This is a genomic window from Candidatus Methylomirabilota bacterium (genome assembly GCA_035764725.1).
Classification (GTDB): domain Bacteria; phylum Methylomirabilota; class Methylomirabilia; order Rokubacteriales; family CSP1-6; genus DASRWT01.
Genome location: DASTYT010000065.1, coordinates 1 through 20,862 on the forward strand (window position 1 = coordinate 1; position 20,862 = coordinate 20,862).

Below are 20,862 nucleotides of genomic sequence, written 5' to 3' on the forward strand. Positions count from 1 at the left end.
AGCCGCTCCTGCGTGCAGGCCGCCCCTTGCTCTCGCACGCCGTCGTTCAGCGAGTCACGGTGAATGCCTCCATCATGTCGTTATCCTCGTGTTCGACGATGTGACAGTGGTGCACGTAGGTCTGCGGCGGCTTCACCTTCGTGGGCAAGTCGAAGCTCCCCCGAATAGTGGTGAAGTAGCCAGGGTTCACCTTCACCGTATCCTTGAAGCCCCGTTCTTCGGGATCGGGTGGCACCATCGAGCCGGTCGCGAAGAGGGTCGGATCGTTTCCCCCCGGAGCGCCGTTCGGACCACGAAAGGCGGCCTGGTAGGCCGCGACGTCGAACGGGGTGCGGCCAATGACTTGGTGGGTGAAAAGGTGCGTGTGCATCGGATGGGTGTCCTCGGTCAAGTTGATGTAGACCCAGTCCTCGACCGTTCCGACGCGGGGGGTTTCTTTGTCGATCCCGAAATGGACGGCATTGAGGTTCAGGAACCAGTTTGCGGTCTCCGGTGCCACCTCGTTGAGCGTGATGTATCGGGTGCGGACGGGACTGGGTAGATCGGCGGCGCGCCCCGGAAGGCTCGCGGGGATCGTGGTCGGACCCGGCTGAGTGACCGTCGTCCCGACCCGGATCTGCATCACCGCCGTCAACGGCGGGGCCGGGGTCGCCACGGGAGCCGGCGGCCGGCTGTTTCTCAGCAGCAGGTTCTGGCCGGCAAATCCGCTGAAGTCGGCGAGCACGTCCGCCCGCTCAGCGGGGGCAAGCACGAGTCGCGACACCGGCACCGGCTCGTCCCATATGCCGCCCTCGGCGCCGATCTGCCGGAGGTTGACGCCCCCCATGTCGAGGGCGAGGATGCGCGCGTTGCAGCCGTTGAGGATGCGGAATCGGTACATTCGCGGCTCGACATTCAGGAATGGCCACACCTTGCCGTTGACCAGCATGACATCGCCGAAGTACTCACCGATCCATGTGACGCCAGGGATCGTGCTCGTCGGATAGAGGAATGTGCCATCCGGGTTGAACTGGCGGTCCTGGATGACCAGCGGGATCTCGTACGCTCCTCCCGGAATGCCGATGGCATTGGGCTCTTCACCTGTGTCGAACTGGTCGCGGATGAGGTAGGCAGCGGCCAGCCCGGCGAATACGTTCAGGCGTGTCGCGCCGAGGCCGTGATCGTGAAACCATAGCAGCGCGGCTGGCATTTGAGGCGCTTCGTTCGGGTACGAGACCGTCTGGGTCTTCCCCGTGCCGAAGCCATTCGGCGTGACCGCCGGATTTCCGTCGCTGTCGGCCGCGACGAATCCGCCGTGGAGGTGGGTCATGACACGAACCTGGTTTCCGAGTGGTGTCAGCCGCGTATCGACCGGGATCCAGGCCGGGTAGATCTCTGGGAGGTTGTTAGTATAGCTGACTCTGAGCGGCTTCCCGGTTTGCGCGACCACGGCCATCCCGAACGAGCCGGCCTGCCCATCGAGACCAGAGCCGTCGTCGTACGCCCACAATGGTGTGGGTGGCAGCGAAGGATGGAGTTGCCGCGCTAGGGGCCTTTGCGTGAACGAGTACTCGTTGCTGCCGCTCGGTGTCGCGACCACGATTCCGGCTCCCGGTAGCGGCACCGGTTCAACGAACTTTTGGAGGGGCGGCGAGGCGAATGTGGGGAGCGCGCGGGGCAGAAAGAGCGCGGCGCCGCCGAGGGCTCCATACTTGAGGAGAGTTCGGCGAGATAGTGTTCTCATAACGGCCACTCCTAACCCATCCGATCGATGTTGGTTCTCCCGACGAGTGGGTCCGGAACCCAATGTTCAGGGACCGTATGACGCGACTTAACGCATCACCCATCACCCCCTTCCACCAACACCCGCCGATGGCGCGATTCGGTAGGGCCAGACGGTCGAGGTGCTCTGGTCGCCGAGCGGTAGCCCGGCGACGCGAACGAGCGCAATCGAGCACAAGCGGGCAAGTGGCGGGCGAGGATATCGAGCGGCCATCTGGGGCTTGAGCAAAGCATACTGCGCCCCCTGAAAGGGGAGCATACATCAGCGCCATGCAGGCTGACAAGAATACTTCTGACCGCGCGGCATCCCGTCAGGCTCGTGCGAGCGCATAGGAACGATTAACGTCACCTCCGCGGGGGCGGCCGGCGTCGAGGCAGTCCGACCTCCCCCGTGAGCCCCGGTGGGGGGCCTGGAACGGTCGAGCCAGAGGCGCAACGCCCGAAATTGCGCTTCCATCCCAGGCGGGACGCGAACCAGCTCATTGAAGCCTAGGGTGGCGAACATCCTCGCGCGCCGGCGAGCCAGGTCGCGGTCCCTTGCAGATACGTCGGGAATTCGGCTCAGGCACTCGATCACCTAATCCTTCGGTGCCAGCCAGAACAACGTGCCGCCGCGCGCCCCTTGAATGGATATTCGCGGTCGTCCGGATCGTACGTCATAGTCTTGTCGGAACCGACACACCCCGGAAAGGTAAAGGCGCCTTCTAAGATCGCAACCTCAAATTCGCACTCTATGTGGTGGACTTCATCGTCTTGAGCATGCCCGATGACCTTCAAGCCCACGCGCATGAATTCGAGAGTCGCATGGGGTGAACGATCAGCCGTCATTAGGCCGAGACGTGGTCGTTGTAGGGGTCGGCGGTCCCAGTACAACGCCCACTGCCTATGGCCGGTGAGCACACGCTTGATGGTGTCGACTCCGACTGGCGAAGTCCCTTCCTGCTGCCCCTCGGCGGCGAGCGGCTCGGGGAGGAGGCTGCCGGTGATGCTCACGATGAACGCTCGCCGCTCCATCACTCGATCACCCGATCCGCCCGTAGGAGAAGCGACGGCCGGATCTTGAGGTCGAGGGCCTTGGCGGTCTTGAGGTTAATCACCAGCTCGAACCTGGTCGGCTGCTCGATGGGGAGATCAGCGGGCTTGGCTCCCTTGAGAATCCTATCCACGTAGTCCGCAGCGCGACGAAGAATGTCGGAGAGATGGCCCCGTACCCGAATGTGGCACGCAGGTCGGAGTAGGCCGGACTCATCGAAGGCAGCCGATGCTTGAGCGCGAGGTCCTCAATCCGCGCGCGCTCTCCGAAGAACACGGGCGAGCCGAAGAGCAGGACCCCCGCCGCCCGGCTTCGTGTTATGGCGACGAACGCGGCGTCGAAGTCTTAGAGCGGGCGGACCTCAACCTTCTAGACGATGGGGATAGTCCGGGTTGCCCGACTGGCCGCCTTCATCGACACCTCTCGACCCGCCACCAGGAGCACGTCGGGACGCTGCCCCGCCCCCGGCTCCAGTACTCAGAAGCACTTCCCCGAGCGCTTCTGCATTGTCGTACTGCCCCGGAGCTACTCCCGGTCGCACTCCGTTCCGGAGGCAGATTCAAGGTTAGCGAACTCGGCGTCGCAGCGTATCATCAGCGGGCATGACAGGCGTCCATGTGAGGGACGTGAAGATCCAAGAGACCCCGACGGGGGTTCGCCTGTCGGCGCGGCTCCAGGGTGGGTCGGAGCTGCCGCCGTCCCTCTGGTTCGAGGTGCCGGCAGCGTTCGCCGACGGGCTGAGCGCACGCGGGGATCCCTTCCTTCCAGTCTTGTTGCAGCGCGCGCTTCAGCGACCGGGCCCGATCGTGATCGAGGCGGAGGTCTCGCCTGAGCTGCTGGCATCGGCGCGCCGGGCCGCTGCGCTTCTCGAGACGTGGGGGCTCCCGCCGGGGCGCGTCCCTGGGGCCGTGGTCGAGATCCAGGCGCCGATGGGCGTCGCGACGCGCCGGGGGTCCGGAGTGGGCGCTTTCTTCTCGGGCGGCGTGGATTCCTTCTACACTGTGCTGAAGAACATCTCGCGATACCCCTCGAGCGATTCCCGGGCGATCACCCATCTCGTGATGTTGCATGGGTTCGATGTGCGGTCGGATGACGGCTCGCTCTTCGAGCGCCTCTCCGGACCGCTCCGGGAGGCGGCGGCGGCCCTGGGGAAGGGCTTCGTGACGATTCGGACCAATCTCCGGGAGCTCCTCGGCGACGACGACTTCGAGTTCACCCACGGCGTGGTGCTGGCCGGCGCCGGGCACGCCATGGCGGGGCTCTTCCACACGCTCTACGTCGCCTCCTCGTACCCCTATTCGGAGCTCAGGCCATGGGGCTCGCACCCGAATCTGGATCCGCTCTGGTCCAGCGAGCGGCTCGACTTCGTCCACGACGGAGCCGAGCGCAACCGACCCGAAAAGCTCGCGCTAATTGCGGGGAGTCCGGTGGCGCTCCGCGGGCTGCGCGTGTGCTGGATGCAGCGGGAGGCCTATAACTGTGGAAAATGCGAAAAGTGCGTCCGCACCATGCTGGGGCTAGCCGCTCACGGCGTGCTCGGGCAGGCTACCGGGTTCCCGTCACGGCTTGATCCGGAGGAGGTCGCGCGGATCTTCGTCCCCGAGTTCATTCGCATCCGGTGGGAGGACATCCGCCGCGAGCTCGCGACCAGGGAGCCCGCGCTCGCGCGCGCGGTCGCGCGGGCGGTGGCACGGAGTGAGCGGCTGGACACCGTGTGGGGGATCCTCTCGCGGATCGGGCTCACGCGTGAGCGCGCGAAGGCGATCGATCGCGCCCTGCTCCGGGGCGCTGTGCTGGACGGGTGGCGCCGCCTAAACGGGAGGTAGCGCTCGAGCTCCGCGGCGCCTGCTCTTCGGCGGGCCGCGCATAGCCCATGAGGTGGTGACCCCGGGGGGATTTGCTCGAATGTGGGAACGGCAAGTCCGCGTCGGACTTGCGGTTGCCTAATTTGGCCGCCTTGGGCCATCGCACGGCGTTGAGGAGCTGGACGCTCCCACCACGGCTCACCATTCAGTCTTCGCTACTTGGACGTCTACGACGAGGAGCGCCGCTGGGCCTGGGAGCGCGGGCTGGACGACGGCGCGCGCCGCAAGATCTTCCACGACAACGCGCTGCGGTTCCTTCGCTGAGGAAAGGGCGGTGGGCCCCCTGCTCTACGACACACCCTGCTTGCTGGGCCGCATCATAAGCACGGGGATCTCAGCCTGCCGCAGCACCGCCTCCGCGACCGAGCCGAAGAGGAGGCGGCTGAAGCCGCTCCGCCCATGGGTCGTCATGGCGATGATGTCCGCCTTGGTATCACGTGCCGCGGCCACGATCTCCGCCACCGGCTCTCCACGCCGGACTTCCGGTGTGACTCGCACCCCTTGCACCTTGGCAGCGACTCGGGCTAGATACTCCCGCCCCTCGTTCAGCCGCGCCTCAACGTCGTAGACCGTGAAGTGCTTCGTCCCCTCGATGGCCTGCGGCGCAATCGGTGTTATCACGTACACCAGCACCACCTCCAGCGCGAGCGGGGCCGCGATCTGGAGAATGAAGGGCAGGATTCCCTCAGACAGGGGTGAGCCGTCCACCGGAACGAGAACGCGCTTGTACATTCCTGCCTCCGTGTTGATCGGAATTGCTCCAGGGCGAGTCTATGGACGATCGCCGGTCTCCGCAAGATCGCAGCCCCCTGGAAGTTTTTCAGTGCCGCCGCCGCCAACAGCGCCATGCGGCCGGGAGTCGAGTGGAGAGGACATATCGGATTTCCAGGAACGCGAATATGACGAGAACAAGGTAGGTCATTCCCCCCATCTGGGTCACGCCTGGCGGGAGGTCTCCGCCGAACCACCACACGAGGACGGTAACCAGTCCAACACCCGCGAGGACCTTCAGCCCTGGACAGCCAGGAGGTACTCCGGGCCGTCGACCGCGCCGCGCTCCGCCAGCGCGTGGAAGCGACCCTGCGTGCGGAGGGGTGGGTGGGCCTGCTGCAGGCGGAGATCCCACGGGCTAGGCAGCTCCTCGCCAAGCTCTTGGTGGGGCGCCTGACCTTCACCCCACGCACGGGCGCCGAGGGCCGCTACTACGAGGTGACGGGGCGCGGCCGATTGGACCCGATACTTTCCACGGTGTTGCCGCTACCCCCGGCGTTGGTGACCCCGGCGGGATTCGAACCCGCGATCTCGACCTTGAAAGGGTCGCGTCCTTGGCCAGGCTAGACGACGGGGTCCCTGGGCGTGCCGTACGAACGTGAGACCAGCGCATCGTAGCAGGGGGCGCGCCGCGTGACAACCGGCGACGGAGCGGACGGCGCGGCGCCGGAGTGGTCAGGCCGCGCCCTCACTCCAGTGGCGCCCTCCACTCCCCCGCCCAGCGCAGCAACTCGCCGAGAGACAACGGCTTGGCGATGAAATAGCCCTGGCCGGCCCCGCAGCCCAGCTCGCGCAGGAAGGTCCAGTCGGCGAGGGTCTCCACGCCCTCGGCCACCGTCTTGAGGTGAAGCCGTCGCGCCATGTCGAGGCTCGACTCGATGATCGCCTGGTGCTGCACGTTGTCGGCGCAGTTGGTCACGAAGGACTGATCCAGCTTGAGCTCGGTGAACGGGACGCGCGCGAGCTGCTGCATCGAGGAATAGCCGGTGCCGTAGTCGTCGATCGAGAGGCCGAAGCCCTTCACGCGCAGGCGGGCCAGGTTCTCCAGGCTGCGCCCGACGTCGGACATGGCGGCCGTCTCCGTGATCTCGAGGATCATGGCCCTGGCGTCGAGGCCCTGGCGCCGCACGGCATCCGTGATTCGCTCGGCGAGCGTGGCGTCCGACAGCGAAGTGAGGGAGAGGTTCACCGAGACCGACGCGGCCAGGCCCTGCTCCTGCCAGGCCCTGGCGGCGACCGCAGATTTCTCGAGCATCACCCACGTGAGGGCGTCCGCCTGGCCGGCCGCCTCGAGGCCGCCGACGAACGCGCCCGGGGACACGATGCCGCGCTCCGGGTGTCGCCAGCGCGCGAGCGCCTCCGCCCCCACGATCTTGCCGGTGGCCATCTCCACCTTGGGCTGGAAGAAGGGCTCGAATTGCCCCGCGCGGAGCCCGGCGATCACCTCCGCGGCCGGGATCGCGGCGGCGGGAGCGCCCTTGCGGCGGGCGGGCAGGATGCCGTGGCGCGCGATCAGGTCGCGAAGCTTCTGAGGCGTGGCGGGCTTCTCGATGGCGCCGAGGAGATTCATTCCGTAGGCGGTTGTCATGGTCTCGACGGACGCGATGAGGTGCCGGTCGAGCGCGCTCGAGAGGATCACCGACACCTGTGCGCCCGCCTCGCCCACGTGGCGGATGAACTCCATCCCGTCCATCTCGGGCATGTCGAGGTCGCACACGATGATGTCCACCGCGCGGGCGGCCTGGCGGAAGACCTCGAGCGCGGCCCGCCCATCGGCGGCCTCGAGCACCTCGAGCGCGCCGAGGGAGGCCAGCATCCGAACGAGGGTGCGGCGCTGGAACTCGTGGTCCTCGGCGACCAGGAACCGCAGCTCCGAGATCTCCATCTACGGGTTCTCCGCTCCGACGTGCTCCAGGTGGGCCGCGAGGCGCATGAGCTCGTGCTGTAGTCGCGGCTCCTCCGCCAGCACCGCCGTGAGGTCCTCCGCTCGACCCGCCCGCTCGATGGCCGCGCACACCGTCCCGAGATCCTGGGCGCCCACCATGCGGCTGGCGCCCTTGATGCGGTGGGCGGCCCGAACGATCGCGGGCAGGTCGCGCTTCGCCAGCGCTTCGTCGAGCGCGGCGGCATCGGCGTCGTTGGCGACCTTGAACTCGCGGAGGATGTCGCGCTCCACCGCCTGGTCCCCGCCGCTCAGCTCGGCCAGGACGCTTCCGACGATGGCCGGCGCGTCGGCCGTGAAATCGGTCGGGACAGCGGGCGGTTGTGCCGCCACCGCGTTCGCGGCGACGGCGCCCGAAGCCGCGCCCGCCGTCGGCAGGGGCAGCCAGCGGTCCATGGCGCGGGCCAGAGCCGCCATCTCCACGGGCTTGGCGAGGTAGTCGTCCATGCCGGCGGCGAAACACACCTCCGCTTCGCCGGCGAGCGCGTTCGCGGTGCAGGCGATCACCGGGATTCGCTTCCCGCCTCCCGCGCGCGCGGCCTCGTCGGCGCGGATCGCGCGGGTGAGCTCGTAGCCGTCCATCTCCGGCATGTGACAGTCCGTCACGACGATCCCGAAGCGGCCCGTCCGCCATGCCTCGAGCGCAGTCACGCCGTTCTCCGTCGACTCGACGGCGTAGCCCAAGGTCCGGAGCTGACGCTCCAGCAGCGCGCGATTCGTGGGGTGGTCGTCGACGACGAGCACGAGGGTGCCTTCCGCCTCGGCCTGCGTCACCGGAGGCGATGCTCGGCGTCCTCCGAGCATGGCCTGAGTCGCCGACTGGGTGCCGACGAGATCGGCGCGGCGGAGGAGCGCAGGGTCACCGATGGGCAGGGCGAGGGTCAGCGTCATGGTGGTGCCCTTCCCGAGCTCGCTCCGCATCTCGACGGCGCCGTCCATCATCTCCGCGAGCCGCCGGCAGATCGCGAGGCCGAGCCCGGTGCCACCGAAGCGGCGCGTGGTGTCGGCCTCGGCCTGCACGAAGGGTTCGAAGAGCCGGCGCTGGTTCTCGGCCGAGACGCCGATGCCGGTATCGGTCACCGAGAAGCAGACGATCTCCCGGCCGTCACTCCGCTCGACGAGATCGGCGCGGATCTCCACGTGCCCTTCGACGGTGAACTTGATCGCATTGCTGGTGAAGTTGTTGAGGATCTGCCGCAGGCGCAGCGGATCCACGATGAGCGCGGGGCTCAGGCGCCGGTCGACCACGCGCAGGAGGAGCAGGCGCTTCGCGCTCGCCGCCACGGAATAGATGAGGTAGACGCTCTCGATGACGTCCGCCACCGACGTCGGCTCCGGGCGCAACTCGAGCTTGCCCGCCTCGATCTTGGACACATCGAGGATATCGTCGATGATGCCGAGCAGCGAGCGCGCGGACTCGCGAGCGGTGTGCAGGGTGGCGCGCTGATCCGCTTCCAGCGGCGTCAGGGACAGGAGCTCCAGCATCCCGAGCACCCCGTTCATGGGGGTGCGGATCTCGTGGCTCATGGTCGCGAGGAACGAGCTCTTGGCGCGGTTCGCCACCACCGCCGCCTCCTTGGCGCCGGCGAGCGCGATCTCCGCGCGCTTGCGGTCGGTGATGTCCTGGTAGAAGCGCACGAAGCCGCCGTCCGGCAGGGGGGTCCCCCGGACGTCCAGCACGGAGCCGTCGGGACGGGTGCGCTCCTCGTGGTGCGGCGCCGGCTGACGGACGGTCTCCTGCACGATCACGCGCGGGTCCACGCCCCCGTACTCACCCCGCTCCACGTTGAATCGCACCAGCGCCTCGAAGGAGACGGGGTCGGGCCCGAAGCGCTCGCGGGGAAGGCCGAGCACCTTCCAGAAGCGCTCGTTGCTGACCGCCACGTGAAGGCTCTGGTCGACGAGCACGGCGCCGGCGGGCATCGCCTCGAGGACGGTCTGGAGCGTGCGGAACTGGGTCGCGAGCTGGCGCTCCGCCTCCTTGCGGTCGGTGATGTCGAGATACGCCCCGAGGAAGCCGCCCAGGCTGCCGTCGGCGAGGTCGAACGTGCGCGCCCAGTAGAGCGCGTCGCGCGTCGCGCCATCCGCGCGCCGGATCTGGCACTCGGTGAGCTGCGATCCGCGCGTCTCCAGCATGCTCAGATGATCGGCGTGCTGGGCTTCGCGCGCCGCGCGCGGTGTGTCCGGGAAGACCTCGAGCACGGTCTTGCCGATCAGCTCGGCGCGCGTGACGCCGAAGGTCTCTTCGAACGCGCGGTTGCAGCCGATGTACCGCCCCTGCGTGTCCTTGAAGAAGAGGGCGGTGGGCACCGTGTCCAGTAGCACCTCCTGGAACGCGAGCTGGTTCGATAGGGCGGCCTCGGCCCGCTCCCGCCGGACGATCTGGCGACGGAGACGCCGGTTCCAGATGACGATAACCAGGAGGACGAGCCCCACGGTGGCGCCGAGCGTGATGATCACGCCCAGGTAGCGCCGCCAGTCGACGGTGAGCCGGTAGGTGAGGCCGAGCCACCGGTTGCGAATGGCTGCATGGTCCTCCTCGGTCAGGGACGCGATGCCCTTGTCCAGGATACCGCGCAGCATGGCCCAGTCGTCGCGGATCCCGAAGACGAGGTCGGCCGAGATCTCGGACGCCTGCGCGGCCACGCGCACCGACGATCCGAACTGCTGCTGGACGAGGGGGCTCACGATGGCCAGGGGGGCGATGTGGGCGAAAGCCGTCCCTTCGGCCACGGCCTCCAATCCGTCCGCGTCCGATCGCACGGTGAGCAGCGTGATCTGAGGGAAACGCTCCTGGAGCACGATGTGGGCCGCGCTGGCGTCGGTCACCGCCACGCGCTTGCCGCGCAGGTCGCGAAGTCCGCCGACCGCCGGGGCCCCAGAGGCCGTCACGATGACCCAGGGCATCAACAAGCCCGGGCGCGTGAAGACGAGGTATCGCCCGCGCTCGTCGTTGGGCGAGATGAGGGCCGCTCCGTCCAGCTCGTGGAGCTTCAGGCGCGCGGCGAGCTCGGGCCAGCCGATCACCGGCTTCGTCTCGAACTCCAGGCCGAGCCGCTCACGCAGCAGGGCGACGTAGTCGGCGGCCATGCCCGAATAGTGGCCGCTCCGATCGAGCGTCTCGATGGGAGACTGGTTTGGACGGACACCGAGCCGGACTTTCGGATGCTGCCGGATCCACTCTCGCTCGGTGGGCGTCAGCGCCACGATGGGGACGGCCGGGGACGGTCGGCCGCCCACCCAGCGCGCCCTGATCCGGTCGTGGTCCCCCTCGTCGAGGCTCCGCAGGGCCGCGTTGAGAATGCCCTCGAGCTGCGGCAGATCGCGGCGCACCGCGAACCGCAGCTCGGTCGTGGGAAAGCCGGTCGAGCCGCGCACCTCGAGGTTGGTCAGGTAGGCCTTGTCGATGAGATAGGAGGCCGAGACGAGGTTGCCAACATACGCGGCGGCGTCGCCGGCGGCCACCGCCTGCAGCGCCTCGAGCGTCGAGGCGGACTCGACGACGATCGCGTCGGGGACGGCCTTCCTGAGGAATTCGACGGCGACGTAGCCACGCTCCATCGCCACCTTCTTGCCGGCGAGGTCCTTGAGGCCGTGGACCGAGGTGTCGTCGCGCCGGGCGATGAGGACGGAATGGGTCGTCGCGTACGGGATCGTGAACCGCGCCACCGCCGCCCGCTCGGGAGTCTGGACCATGGAGCCGAGCAGATCGATCTCGCCACGCCGGAACGCCTCGAAGGCGTCGGAAAAGCTCGCGAAGCGCACGGGCTGGACCAGGAACGCCGCGCGCGAGGCGAGCAGATCGAGATAGTCGGCGGTGATGCCGCGATGCTCGCCGTCGCCGCTGAGCATCTCGTACGGGGGCCAGGGCGTGTCATAGACCCCCACGCGGACCTTGCCGTGGGCCTTGAGCCAGTCACGGTCGGCGGGGGCAAGAGCGATCTCGCGGGCGCGCGGGCTCGGATCCGCCGCCGCCGCTCCGCTGAGCAGCGCGAGGGCGAGCCAGACGACGCCGAGCACGCGCAGCATGATCACGTGCCTTGATCTTCGCTCAGTCCCCACGTCGTCCTCAATCGCCCCCAGGGCGTATGGCGATCCCCGAACACGAGGGAACGCGCCCCCCGGTGAGCCACGCGAATTGTAGGAGCTGCGGCCTCATCCTGCCGCAACTCATCGAGTTTCCAGCGATCTTTCCCATGGCGTGGGGTTTGCTGTCTCTCCCCGGCAAGGAGACAACGCCCATGAAGCTCAGTCTCAACCTCAGCACGCCGGGGAAGATCATGCCAGGCGACAAGCGACTGACCGACGGCTACGGCCGCGGCAAGAATGTAGGCCCCACGTCGGAGAGCGTCCATGGATACGAGCGCGTGCTGGTCCGGCACGCGTGGGTGCACGTCCCGACCGACTCACCGATCCGGTACTACGCCCACCCGCTGCGCCCGATGGACCGCATTCAGGTCTTCAACGACGTCTGGTCGCACGCGCGTTTCGACGGACAGTCCTGGCTGGTGACGTCGCGCACGCGCGGGAACGATCCCGCGTCGCTCGACGCCTATCTGGCCCGGCTCCGCTAGCCGACGGCTGAAAAACAATCCCCCTCACCCGCCCTCGCGGTGGGGTGAGGGGGCTCGCTGGCTGCTCCGCGTCCGCTAGTTGCAGGCCTCGAAGAGTCCCGCCGCCCCCTGGCCGCCGCCCACGCACATCGTGACGACGCCGTACCGCGCCTTGCGCTTGAGCATCTCGTTGGCGAGCGTGCCGACCATGCGCGAGCCGGTCATCCCGAAGGGGTGACCGATCGAGATCGATCCGCCGTTGACATTCAGCTTGGCGGGATCGATGCCCAGCCGGTCGCGGCAGTAGATGACCTGCACCGCGAACGCCTCGTTGAGCTCCCAGAGGTCGATGTCGCTGACCTTGAGCCCATGCCGCTGAAGCAGCTTCGGCACCGCGAATACCGGGCCGATGCCCATCTCGTCGGGGTCGCAGCCTGCCACCGCGAACCCGCGGAAGATGAGCTTGGGGGTCACGCCGAGCGCCTTGGCGCGGTCCATCGACAGGAGGAGCGTCGCCGAGGCCCCGTCGGAAAGCTGCGAGGAGTTGCCCGCCGATACGGTGCCCTGCCCGCTGGTCTTGTCGAACACCGGCGGCAGCGCAAGCAGGCCCTCGAGGGTGGTGTCGGCGCGGTTGCACTCGTCCTTGTCGACGTAGAAGTCCTCTTTGCCCACGATCTCGCCGGTCTTCTTGTCGAGGACGCCGCGCACCACCTGCATCGGCGCGAGCTCCTCCTTGAAGAAGCCGTCCTGCTGGGCGCGCGCGGTGCGCTTCTGGCTCTCCAGCGAGTACTGATCCTGGGCCTCGCGGGGGATCTTGTAACGCTTGGCGACGACCTCGGCGGTCTCGCCCATGACCATGTAGGTGCCCGGCCAGTGCTCCTTCACCCACGGGTTGGGATCGCTGTCCCGCTTCATCATCGTGATGCTCTCGACGCCGCCGCCGATGGCGGCTTCCGCGCCGTCGTTCATGATGTGATGCGCGGCCATCGCGATCGCCTGCAGCCCCGACGAGCAGAACCGGTTGACCGTCGTGCCGGCCACCGAGGACGCGAGCCCCGCGCGGAGCGCCGCCACGCGGGCGATGTTGTGGCCCTGCGAGCCGTGGGGCTGGCCGCAGCCCAGGATCACGTCCTCGACCTCCTTGGGATCGAGGCGCGGGGCCTTGCCGAGCACGTCCTTGATGCAGTGGGCGGCGAGATCGTCCGGGCGGGTCATGTTGAACGAGCCGCGGATCGACTTGGCGAGTGGGGTGCGCGAACTGCCGACGACGACGGCTTCCCTCATGAATGGCTCCTCTCTGAGGCGGTGAACGACCCTGTCCGGCTTGGCGGGAAGTATACGCGATCCCGATACGCTCAGGGGCCGTCGCGATACCCATTTAGCCGCGGCGACAGAATCCGCCGCAGGTGACCGAAATTTGTAGGTTGAAGCCCGATCTCATCGGGAAATTCGGCGCGGAATAACACGATAACTACCTGATATGTAAGGGTTGATGGCATCCTGACCCCTTGGTGGCACCGGGGTTGCTCCCCTCCATGTCGGGGAACCACGCAAAATGGGCCATAACGACATGCGGCGCGAGGTCGCCTTTGGCGGCCAGCGGGTCAGGCAGAAGATGATCCTGGCCCTGACGCTGTCGTCGGTCATCCCGCTGCTCATCCTGACCTATTGCTTTTACGCCTACCTGATGCCGCTCTTCGATGGCGCGCGCCAGGCGGGCGGCGACGGCTTCGCGGTCCCCATCCTGCTGCTCTTCACCGCGCTCCTCATGGCGGGCGGCGGCTACGTGATCTACGACCTCGCCACCGCCCTGTCGCGCGCGGCGAACATCGTCTCCGACGCCAAGCCCGACGCTGCGCCCGTCATCGACCGCGCCGACGAGATCGGGACCCTGGTCGCCTCGTTCTCCAAGATGATGGCGACCATCGAGCAGCAGGCGCAGGAGATCAACCAGTTCCCACAGAAGCTTGACCAGCTCACGCGCCAGGCCTTCCAGGATACGCTCACCGCGCTCCCCAACCGGGCGCTGTTCATGGACCGCCTCGCCCACGCCCTCGCCCGCACCGAACGCCGGGCCCAGCACGTCGCCGTGCTGTTCCTCGACATCGACCGGTTCAAGGTCATCAACGACAGCCTCGGTCACGCGGTGGGCGATCAGGTGCTCGGCGAGCTGAGCCGCCGCCTGATGGACTGCGTGCGGCCGGAGGATACGGTCGCGCGCCTCGGCGGCGACGAGTTCGCGGTCCTGCTCGAGGACCTGGACGACCTGGGCGGCGCCACCGCGGTGGCCGAGCGCGTGGGCAAGGCATTGGAGACGCCGTTCCTGCTCGAGGGCCGCGAGGTCGTGGTCACGATGAGCGTGGGCATCGCGCTGAACACGCACCGCCCCATCCTGCCTGAAGAGCTGCTGCGCGACGCCGATCTCGCGATGTATCGCGCCAAGGGCAAGGGCAAGAACCGCTACGAGGTCTTCGAGCCCGACACCGCGGCGCCCGCGATTCATCGCCTCGACCTCGAGCTGGACCTTCGCGGCGCGGTGGCGCGCGACGAGCTCCGCCTCCACTACCAGCCGGTGGTGCACCTCGAGACGGGGCGGGTGGAAGAGTTCGAGGCGCTGGTCCGCTGGCAGCACAAGGAGCGCGGGCTGCTCCCGCCGGATGCCTTCATCGGGCTTACGGAGGAGACCGGCCTCATCATCCCGATCGGACAGTGGGTGCTCACCGAGGCGTGCCGACAGGCCCGGCAATGGCAGGAACAGCGCCCCAGCGACCCACCGCTCACCATCGGCGTCAATCTCTCGGCGCGGCAGCTCCAGGATCCCGACCTGGTCAAGCTGGTCTCGGGTGTCCTGAAGGACAGCGGCCTCGATCCCCGGAGCTTGAAGTTCGAGATCACCGAGAGCGTGGTGATGCAGGACGCGCCGGCGACGCTGGCCACACTGCACGCGCTGCGCGACCTGGGCATCCGCCTGGCCATCGACGACTTCGGCACGGGCTACTCCTCGCTGGGGTACCTCAAGCGCTTCCCCATCGACACGCTCAAGATCGACCGCTCCTTCGTCGAAGGCATCGTCACCGATGCGGAGGATGCGGCGATCGTGCAAGCGGTGATCAGCGTGGCCAAGAGCCTTGGGCTCTCCGTCACCGCCGAGGGCATCGAGAACGAGGCGCAACTCCACCGCCTCCGGGAGCTCGGTTGCGAGCGGGGCCAGGGTTTCCTCTTCGGGCACCCGCGCGCGGCCGACATCGTGTTCGAGTCGCTCGAGCGTCAGCACGACGCGCCGCCGCGGCCGGTCGTGGCGGCGGCTCCCGACGCGGAGCGGGTGCGGCCCGCCGTGCCGGCGGCTCCCGCGACGGCGCCGGCCGCGATGGTCCAGGTTGCGGTCGCGGTCGCAGAGCCGGAGCCTGCGCCCGTGCCGGCGCCGGTGGCCGCGCCCGCCCCCGCGCCCGTGAGCGAAACGGACACGCGCCTCCCGAGCGAGATCCTGCAGGAGCGCCTCGCGCAGCTCCTGAATCGCCGCTAGTCCCCCGCCCGCGTCCCCTTCGTCGCCTCCGCTGCGGTAGACTCGGCGGCATGTGTGGCCGCTACACGGAGACCGCCGCCTTCGAGGAGCTCGCCCATCGCTTCGGCATCGAGGTGGAGGAGGCGGACAACGAAGAAATGATCTCGCGCTACAACGTCGCGCCCTCCCAGCCCGTGCCGATCGTCATCGCCCGCGACGGGCAGCGCCGGCTTCTCACCGCCCGCTGGGGGCTGAGGCCCTTCTGGGCGCGGAACGGCGGGCGTGCCCCCATCAACGCGCGAGCCGAGACGGTGGCGACGAGCGCGATGTTCAGCGAGGCGCTCCGAAGCACGCGCTGCCTCGTTCCCGCTGACGGCTTCTACGAGTGGCAAGCGGTGCCGGGCCAGAAGCGCAAGCAGCCCTGGTACCTGCGGCTCCGCGACGGCGGGCTCTTCGCCTTCGCGGGCCTCTATACGCCGCCGCGCGCGAGCGAGGGACAGCGCGCGACCTGCGCCATCATCACCACCACGCCGAACGAGCTCGCGGCGTCCATCCACGACCGCATGCCCGTGATCCTCGAACCCGACGTGGAAGCGGCCTGGCTCGATCCGCGCCTCGCGGATACGGCGGCGCTACTGCCCTTCCTCCGTCCCCTGCCCGCCGAGCGCATGGAGGCGTATCGCGTCTCCTCGCTCGTCTCGTCGTCGCAGAACGACGGGCCCGCGCTCGTCGAGCGCCTCTCCGCCTAGAGCGTCGGCCGGCTTTACAGCTCGGCGGCCGCGCAGGGACTGCATCCCCTCGATGATCCGTTTGACGCGGAGTTCCGCGCTGGCACGGGCGCTGCAGAACTAGCTCCGGAGGATCTACCATGGAGCGCTGCACGATCGTCGTCGGCACGCGTGACCGCTTCTCGACACTCATCGCCTGTCTGGAGCGCATTCGCGCGTGCACGCCCGAGCCCCACGACCTCATTGTGGTCGCGGGCGGGGCGCCGGAGGCGCTGCGCCAGGAATGGCAGCGCCGCTACGGCAACCAGGCGAAGTTCATCTTCGAGCGCCAGTTCCTGAATCAGGCGCAGGCGCGCAATCTGGGCATGCGCGCCGCCACGACCCGGCTCGCTGTGCTCATGGACAACGACGTGCTCGTGCGGCCCGGCTGGCTGCGGCCGCTCGTGGAGTGCCAGCAGGAAACCGGCGCAGTGATGGTCGTGCCCGTGATCCTCGAATCGGAGACCGAGATCCACGCCGCGGGGAATACCCTCTACGTGACGTACGTGAACGGTCGGGCGTACGGGCACAAGGAACTGCGGATGCACGGCATGCCGTACCACCAGGGCTCGAACATGCGTCGAGGGCCGGTGGACTACGGCGAGCTGCACTGCCAGCTCGTGGAAATCGAGCCGACGCTGCGCCTGCAGGCCTACGACGAGGACATCCTGGAGGTCGGCGAGGTGGACTCCGGCCTGACCTGGGCGCGGGCCGGACTCGGCCAGTGGTTCGAGCCGACCTCCGTAGTGCACTACCAGATCGACGCGCCGATCGCCGCCGTGGACATCCGGCTCTTCGACTGGCGCTGGAACATGCGGTCGATCCTCACGGGCTATCGCTATTTCGAGCAGAAGTGGGGCATCGACATCACCGAGCAGGGGCGCTTCCGTCGATTCCTCTATGGTTACAATCGCCAGCTCGGGCTCCTGCCGCGGCTGTTTCCCTCACCCCTCGCGCTCGGCGTCGACCGCGCGGCGGGCCGGCTGCGCCGCGGCGCTCGCGCGGCGCTGGCCCCGCTTCGCGCGCCACAGTGGGTCGCGGCGAATCTCAAGGCCTGGTGGATCGGCTACAACGACTGGCCGCGCTCGACCGCCGAAAAGCGGCCGAGCGCGGCCACAGGTGAGCGAGCAGTCCTAGCGATAGGCGCGACGCTGCCAGGCGTGCCCGTGATAACCCCACCAGCCCCACGGACGTGGCGCCACCACTACCGGCGCTGGCGCGACGACGATCCGCGGTCCAGACACGACCGGAAAGGGATCCACCAGCGCCACGCAGCCGCCCAGTAGCGAGCCGGCCGCGATCAATCCCATCAACCATGCGATCGAGCGTTTCATGAGTCACCTCCCGCAGCGCTTCTGACGCTTCGTCTCCTGATGGAATAGACGCAGAAGTTGCGGGGGTATTTACAGCAGCGCGGCGGGAACTTGCGAGGTGTCTCGAGAGTTTAGAGCGAAGGAACGATGGGCGCCCGCGCCGTCGCGGGCTCGCTCAATGCGGTCTCGAGCGACGGTAGGGGTTCGCGGGCCGCGATTTCATCGCGGCCCGCGCGCATCTCCGCGATCCAGATCAGCAGCATCAGGTAGGCGAGCCCGAGCAGGAATCCTCCCGCCACGTCCAGGATCCAGTGCGCCTCGAGATAGAGCCGGCTCGCCGCCACCGTCACGAGCAGCGTCGAGGCGCAGCAGATGCAGAGCGCGCGCGCCGCGCGATCGGAGCGCATCCGGCAGAGCCCGTAAGCCGCCAGCCCGAAAAGAACCACGAGGCTCAGCACGTGTCCGCTGGGAAATCCCAGAGGCGCCAGATTCGGCCGTGGGCGATCGGTCGTCCACTTCGCGGCCCACTGCAGCGCCCACGTTCCAAGCATGATCGCGGGCAGCGCGGTCGCCCAGTCGCGGTGACGCCGCCACAGTGCGGCCGAGCCGAGCACGATGAGGGGGATCAACCCCCAGCTGTCACCGAGAAGGGACACCGCCCGCATCACGCCATCGAGCACGGGCGCGTGCGCGAGGCTCACCGCCGAGCGTGTGCGCTCCTCGAAGAGGAAGACACCGGCGTGCGCGGTGAGCAGAGCGAGAAGCAGGTAGGCGGTCGATGCAACGCACGAGACGCCGAGGACCTGCCTCCGGCTCATGACTCCAGTGTCGCACCTGTGGCAATGGCCGCAACCTTGCAATTATGCGCCTCGCTCGTCCACTGCAGGTGCTGGGCGCGGTCGTCGGGCTGGCGCTCATCGCCTGGCTGTTCGCCCATGTCGGTGTGGAGGCCATTTTCGGCGCGATAGGAAAGATTTATTGGTGGCAATTCGTCTTGATCTGCCTCGCCTACCCGCTCGTCCTCATCGCCGATTCGATCGGATGGTACTTTTCGTTCCCCCGGAGGGCGGCCCCCTTTACCCAGCTCCTGCTCGCGCGCGCGGCCGGGGAAGCGGTGAATGCCGCCTCCGCCGTCGCCCCGGTGGGCGGAGAACCGCTGCGCGCGTGGCTCGTGCGGCCGTGGGTACCCTACGAAGAGAGCGTGCCGTCCATCGTCGTCGCGAAGACGGTCAACACGCTGGCGCAGGTGCTCCTCATCGGCCTCGCCCTGGGCCTCGCGCTCGCGACGCTCCAGCTCGAGCGCGGGATCCTGATCGGCATGGCGGGCCTTCTCGTGTTCGAGGTCATCGCGATCGCGCTCTTCGTCGTCACCCAGGTCTGGGGCGGCATGAGTGGGATCGGGCGGGTGCTGAAGCGCTTCGGGATGTCGCACGGGGCACAGTCAGCGAAGCGCATGGACGAGATGCTGGTCAGCTACTACACGCAGCATCGCGTCCGGCTCGCCGCGGCCCTGCTCTTCCACTTCGTCGGGCGCACGCTCGGTGCGGTGGAGGTCCTGGTGATCATGTGGTCGCTGCGCATGCCGGTGACGCCGATTGTCGCCCTGACCGTCGAAGCGATCGGCGCGGGCGTGCGCTTCGCGACCTTCTTCCTGCCGGGCAGTCTGGGCGCCCTCGAGGGCGCCAACGCGGCCGCGTTCGAGGCGCTGGGAATGGGCGCCGGCGCGGGGCTCGCGTTTATCCTGCTGCGCCGAGCGCGTCAGGCCGTGTGGATCGGGCTGGGGCTGGCTGCCATCGCGCTGGCGCGCCTGCGCGGGCCGCATGGCGAGGCCTGGTCGCGTCCTCTCGCGTAGTCGGCAGCGCCGCCGCCGCGGGCGGCACCACCAGCGGAAGCGCGCCGGCGAGCATCCGCACCTCCTGGGGAGCCTTACCCTCCTCGAACACGCGGACCTGGCGCGCGTGGCACCGGCGGAGCCCCGTCTGCGCGTCGCCCAGGCCTAGTAGCAGCCCCAGAAGCCGGGCCCAGACGCGTGGCCGCGACGCGCGCTCCATGACGACCACGTCGAACCAGCCATCTGCGGGCGAGGCCTCCGGCGTGAGGCTCAGGAAGCCGCGGTAGGTCTCGACGTTGGCCACCGTGGCGATCACCGCGTCCCGGCAGAAGAGCCGCCCGTCGACCTCAACGCGGATCGACGGCAACGGCAGATCGAAGAGGATCTGTCGCGCCATCCGGTAGTAGGCGAGGTGCCGCCAGCCCCGCTCGCGGGGCTGGCGCGCGCCGTCCTCCACCGCCTGCTGCACATTGGCGAGGAGGCCGTAGCTCGCGTGGCAGAGGAACACTTCGCCGCCCGCGACGCCCGCGTCCACGCTCCGCACCGCCCCGTGCTCGAACGCGTCGAGGGCGGCGCGCGGCTCCATGGGAACCTCGAAGGCTGCGGCGAAGAGATTGCCGAAGCCGGTGGGTACCGGGAAGAGCGGCACGCCGTGCCGTAGCGCCGCGAGCGCCGCCGCGCTCTGGGTGGCGTCACCGCCGATGGCGATGAGCCGCGAGAAGTCGCCCACGCAGGAGGCACTCCACGCGGCGAGATCGCCCAGGCGCTTGAACGAGGCCAGGCGCACGCGCTCCCCGCGCCGCCGGAGCTCACGCGCCATGCGTCGCGCGAGCGCCGTCGCATGACCCTCGCCCGAGCCCGGCGTGTACACGATCTGCACGGGCGCGCGGGCGATCGACGCCACCGTGGCCATTGCTCGCTGTATGGACATGCGCAGGAAGACTGCAAGGCCGCTACCACTAGCCCTGATCCCGAACTGCGCGAATCCCCGTACAATATTCCTCGAGCTTCGTCAGGTCGCGCGGGTAGTCTGGTGCGCTCGGGTAGGTTCGACCCGTCCCTCTCGAGGGGCTCGCGATCTACTATTGTTGCCGCGCGCTGTCAACGCGCGAAGGAGGGCGATGAGCCCGACCGCTCACCGGATTCGCATCGTTACGATCGCGGTGGTCGTGTGGGTGATTTGGGTCGAGGAGCCGGTGGGCTCCGACCAGTGGAGCGTCGCCCACATCCCCGCGCCACGCTTCGACACGCGCGAGGCCTGCGAGCAGAAGGCGGGCGAGCTCAACGACCTCGAGCGTTCGATCGCGACGATGCAGCGGAGCGTCGGCGAGGCGCGCGATCAGTTCAGCTGCCTGCCGGACACGGTAGATCCGCGCCCGTAGCCAGCCGCGGAAGTGTGGTGAGCCGTGGTGGGATCGAACCACCGACCCCCTGATTAAAAGTCAGGTGCTCTGCCAACTGAGCTAACGGCTCTTCAAAGACTTACACGACGCTCGGCGCAGATTTTAGCATCCTGTGCCGTTC

Annotated in this window: 15 protein-coding genes and 2 tRNA genes; 7 read left to right on the forward strand and 10 right to left on the reverse strand. The window is 68.3% G+C overall.

Features of this window, described 5'->3' with window-relative positions:
- Positions 1–46 precede the first annotated feature (46 nt).
- Both VFX14_11590 and VFX14_11595 read right to left on the reverse strand, forming a co-directional pair.
- Complete coding sequence (locus VFX14_11590; protein ID HEU5190324.1) at positions 47–1,579, reverse strand: multicopper oxidase domain-containing protein; 1,533 nt, start codon at positions 1,577–1,579, stop codon at positions 47–49.
- 1,195 nt (positions 1,580–2,774) lie between these two features.
- Positions 2,775–2,927 (reverse strand): ABC transporter substrate binding protein, encoded by a 153-nt coding sequence (locus VFX14_11595; GenBank protein ID HEU5190325.1) that lies wholly within the window; start codon positions 2,925–2,927, stop codon positions 2,775–2,777.
- A gap of 493 nt (positions 2,928–3,420) precedes the next feature.
- On the opposite strand from VFX14_11595, the gene VFX14_11600 reads away from it, so the two are divergent.
- A complete protein-coding gene (locus tag VFX14_11600) occupies positions 3,421–4,620 on the forward strand; it encodes a hypothetical protein (protein ID HEU5190326.1) in 1,200 nt (399 codons plus the stop codon).
- A gap of 327 nt (positions 4,621–4,947) precedes the next feature.
- On the opposite strand, the gene VFX14_11605 is transcribed toward VFX14_11600, so the two are convergent.
- From VFX14_11605 to VFX14_11620, 4 genes are all read right to left on the reverse strand, one after another.
- On the reverse strand, positions 4,948–5,391 hold the full coding sequence (locus tag VFX14_11605) for a universal stress protein (GenBank protein ID HEU5190327.1): 444 nt from the start codon (positions 5,389–5,391) through the stop codon (positions 4,948–4,950).
- Between the two features lie 538 nt (positions 5,392–5,929).
- Positions 5,930–6,008, reverse strand: a tRNA-Glu gene (locus tag VFX14_11610).
- A 110-nt stretch (positions 6,009–6,118) separates the two neighbouring features.
- Positions 6,119–7,315, reverse strand: a complete 1,197-nt coding sequence (locus tag VFX14_11615; GenBank protein ID HEU5190328.1) for an EAL domain-containing response regulator — start codon at positions 7,313–7,315, stop codon at positions 6,119–6,121.
- Positions 7,316–11,401: a transporter substrate-binding domain-containing protein gene (locus VFX14_11620; protein ID HEU5190329.1), complete on the reverse strand. Its 4,086-nt coding sequence runs from the start codon at positions 11,399–11,401 to the stop codon at positions 7,316–7,318.
- Positions 11,402–11,613: 212 nt separating this feature from the next.
- On the opposite strand from VFX14_11620, the gene VFX14_11625 reads away from it, so the two are divergent.
- Positions 11,614–11,946: a hypothetical protein gene (locus tag VFX14_11625; protein HEU5190330.1), complete on the forward strand. Its 333-nt coding sequence runs from the start codon at positions 11,614–11,616 to the stop codon at positions 11,944–11,946.
- Positions 11,947–12,021: 75 nt separating this feature from the next.
- Here the strand turns inward: VFX14_11625 and VFX14_11630 are convergent, their stop codons facing one another.
- On the reverse strand, positions 12,022–13,209 hold the full coding sequence (locus tag VFX14_11630; protein ID HEU5190331.1) for a thiolase family protein: 1,188 nt from the start codon (positions 13,207–13,209) through the stop codon (positions 12,022–12,024).
- A 286-nt stretch (positions 13,210–13,495) separates the two neighbouring features.
- Between VFX14_11630 and VFX14_11635 the strand changes: the two genes are divergently transcribed.
- The 3 genes from VFX14_11635 to VFX14_11645 all read left to right on the forward strand — a co-directional run bounded on the left by VFX14_11635 (position 13,496) and on the right by VFX14_11645 (position 17,480).
- On the forward strand, positions 13,496–15,448 hold the full coding sequence (locus tag VFX14_11635; GenBank protein HEU5190332.1) for an EAL domain-containing protein: 1,953 nt from the start codon (positions 13,496–13,498) through the stop codon (positions 15,446–15,448).
- A 50-nt stretch (positions 15,449–15,498) separates the two neighbouring features.
- Complete coding sequence (locus tag VFX14_11640) at positions 15,499–16,176, forward strand: SOS response-associated peptidase (GenBank protein HEU5190333.1); 678 nt, start codon at positions 15,499–15,501, stop codon at positions 16,174–16,176.
- A 119-nt stretch (positions 16,177–16,295) separates the two neighbouring features.
- Positions 16,296–17,480 (forward strand): glycosyltransferase, encoded by a 1,185-nt coding sequence (locus tag VFX14_11645; protein ID HEU5190334.1) that lies wholly within the window; start codon positions 16,296–16,298, stop codon positions 17,478–17,480.
- 158 nt (positions 17,481–17,638) lie between these two features.
- On the opposite strand, the gene VFX14_11650 is transcribed toward VFX14_11645, so the two are convergent.
- A complete protein-coding gene (locus VFX14_11650) occupies positions 17,639–18,325 on the reverse strand; it encodes a phosphatase PAP2 family protein (protein HEU5190335.1) in 687 nt (228 codons plus the stop codon).
- Positions 18,326–18,369: 44 nt separating this feature from the next.
- On the opposite strand from VFX14_11650, the gene VFX14_11655 reads away from it, so the two are divergent.
- The gene (locus tag VFX14_11655; protein ID HEU5190336.1) at positions 18,370–19,359 is read left to right on the forward strand and encodes a lysylphosphatidylglycerol synthase domain-containing protein; all 990 of its coding nucleotides are present in this window, start codon (positions 18,370–18,372) and stop codon (positions 19,357–19,359) included.
- On the opposite strand, the gene VFX14_11660 is transcribed toward VFX14_11655, so the two are convergent.
- Positions 19,244–20,269, reverse strand: a complete 1,026-nt coding sequence (locus VFX14_11660) for a diacylglycerol kinase family protein (GenBank protein ID HEU5190337.1) — start codon at positions 20,267–20,269, stop codon at positions 19,244–19,246. The genes VFX14_11655 and VFX14_11660 overlap by 116 nt on opposite strands.
- A 190-nt stretch (positions 20,270–20,459) precedes the next feature.
- Here VFX14_11660 and VFX14_11665 point away from each other — a divergent pair, with 190 nt between their 5' ends.
- On the forward strand, positions 20,460–20,720 hold the full coding sequence (locus VFX14_11665) for a hypothetical protein (GenBank protein ID HEU5190338.1): 261 nt from the start codon (positions 20,460–20,462) through the stop codon (positions 20,718–20,720).
- A 15-nt stretch (positions 20,721–20,735) separates the two neighbouring features.
- On the opposite strand, the gene VFX14_11670 is transcribed toward VFX14_11665, so the two are convergent.
- Positions 20,736–20,811, reverse strand: a tRNA-Lys gene (locus tag VFX14_11670).
- Positions 20,812–20,862 lie beyond the last annotated feature (51 nt).

Coding starts and splice junctions, on each gene's coding strand:
- VFX14_11615 (HEU5190328.1), bottom strand. CDS start 7,315: ATGGAGATCTCGGAGCTGCGGTTCCTGGTCGCCGAGGACCACGAGTTC.
- VFX14_11620 (HEU5190329.1), bottom strand. CDS start 11,401: ATGCTGCGCGTGCTCGGCGTCGTCTGGCTCGCCCTCGCGCTGCTCAGC.
- VFX14_11640 (HEU5190333.1), top strand. CDS start 15,499: ATGTGTGGCCGCTACACGGAGACCGCCGCCTTCGAGGAGCTCGCCCAT.
- VFX14_11630 (HEU5190331.1), bottom strand. CDS start 13,209: ATGAGGGAAGCCGTCGTCGTCGGCAGTTCGCGCACCCCACTCGCCAAG.
- VFX14_11650 (HEU5190335.1), bottom strand. CDS start 18,325: ATGAGCCGGAGGCAGGTCCTCGGCGTCTCGTGCGTTGCATCGACCGCC.
- VFX14_11660 (HEU5190337.1), bottom strand. CDS start 20,269: ATGTCCATACAGCGAGCAATGGCCACGGTGGCGTCGATCGCCCGCGCG.
- VFX14_11625 (HEU5190330.1), top strand. CDS start 11,614: ATGAAGCTCAGTCTCAACCTCAGCACGCCGGGGAAGATCATGCCAGGC.
- VFX14_11605 (HEU5190327.1), bottom strand. CDS start 5,391: ATGTACAAGCGCGTTCTCGTTCCGGTGGACGGCTCACCCCTGTCTGAG.
- VFX14_11665 (HEU5190338.1), top strand. CDS start 20,460: ATGAGCCCGACCGCTCACCGGATTCGCATCGTTACGATCGCGGTGGTC.
- VFX14_11655 (HEU5190336.1), top strand. CDS start 18,370: ATGCGCCTCGCTCGTCCACTGCAGGTGCTGGGCGCGGTCGTCGGGCTG.
- VFX14_11635 (HEU5190332.1), top strand. CDS start 13,496: ATGCGGCGCGAGGTCGCCTTTGGCGGCCAGCGGGTCAGGCAGAAGATG.
- VFX14_11645 (HEU5190334.1), top strand. CDS start 16,296: ATGGAGCGCTGCACGATCGTCGTCGGCACGCGTGACCGCTTCTCGACA.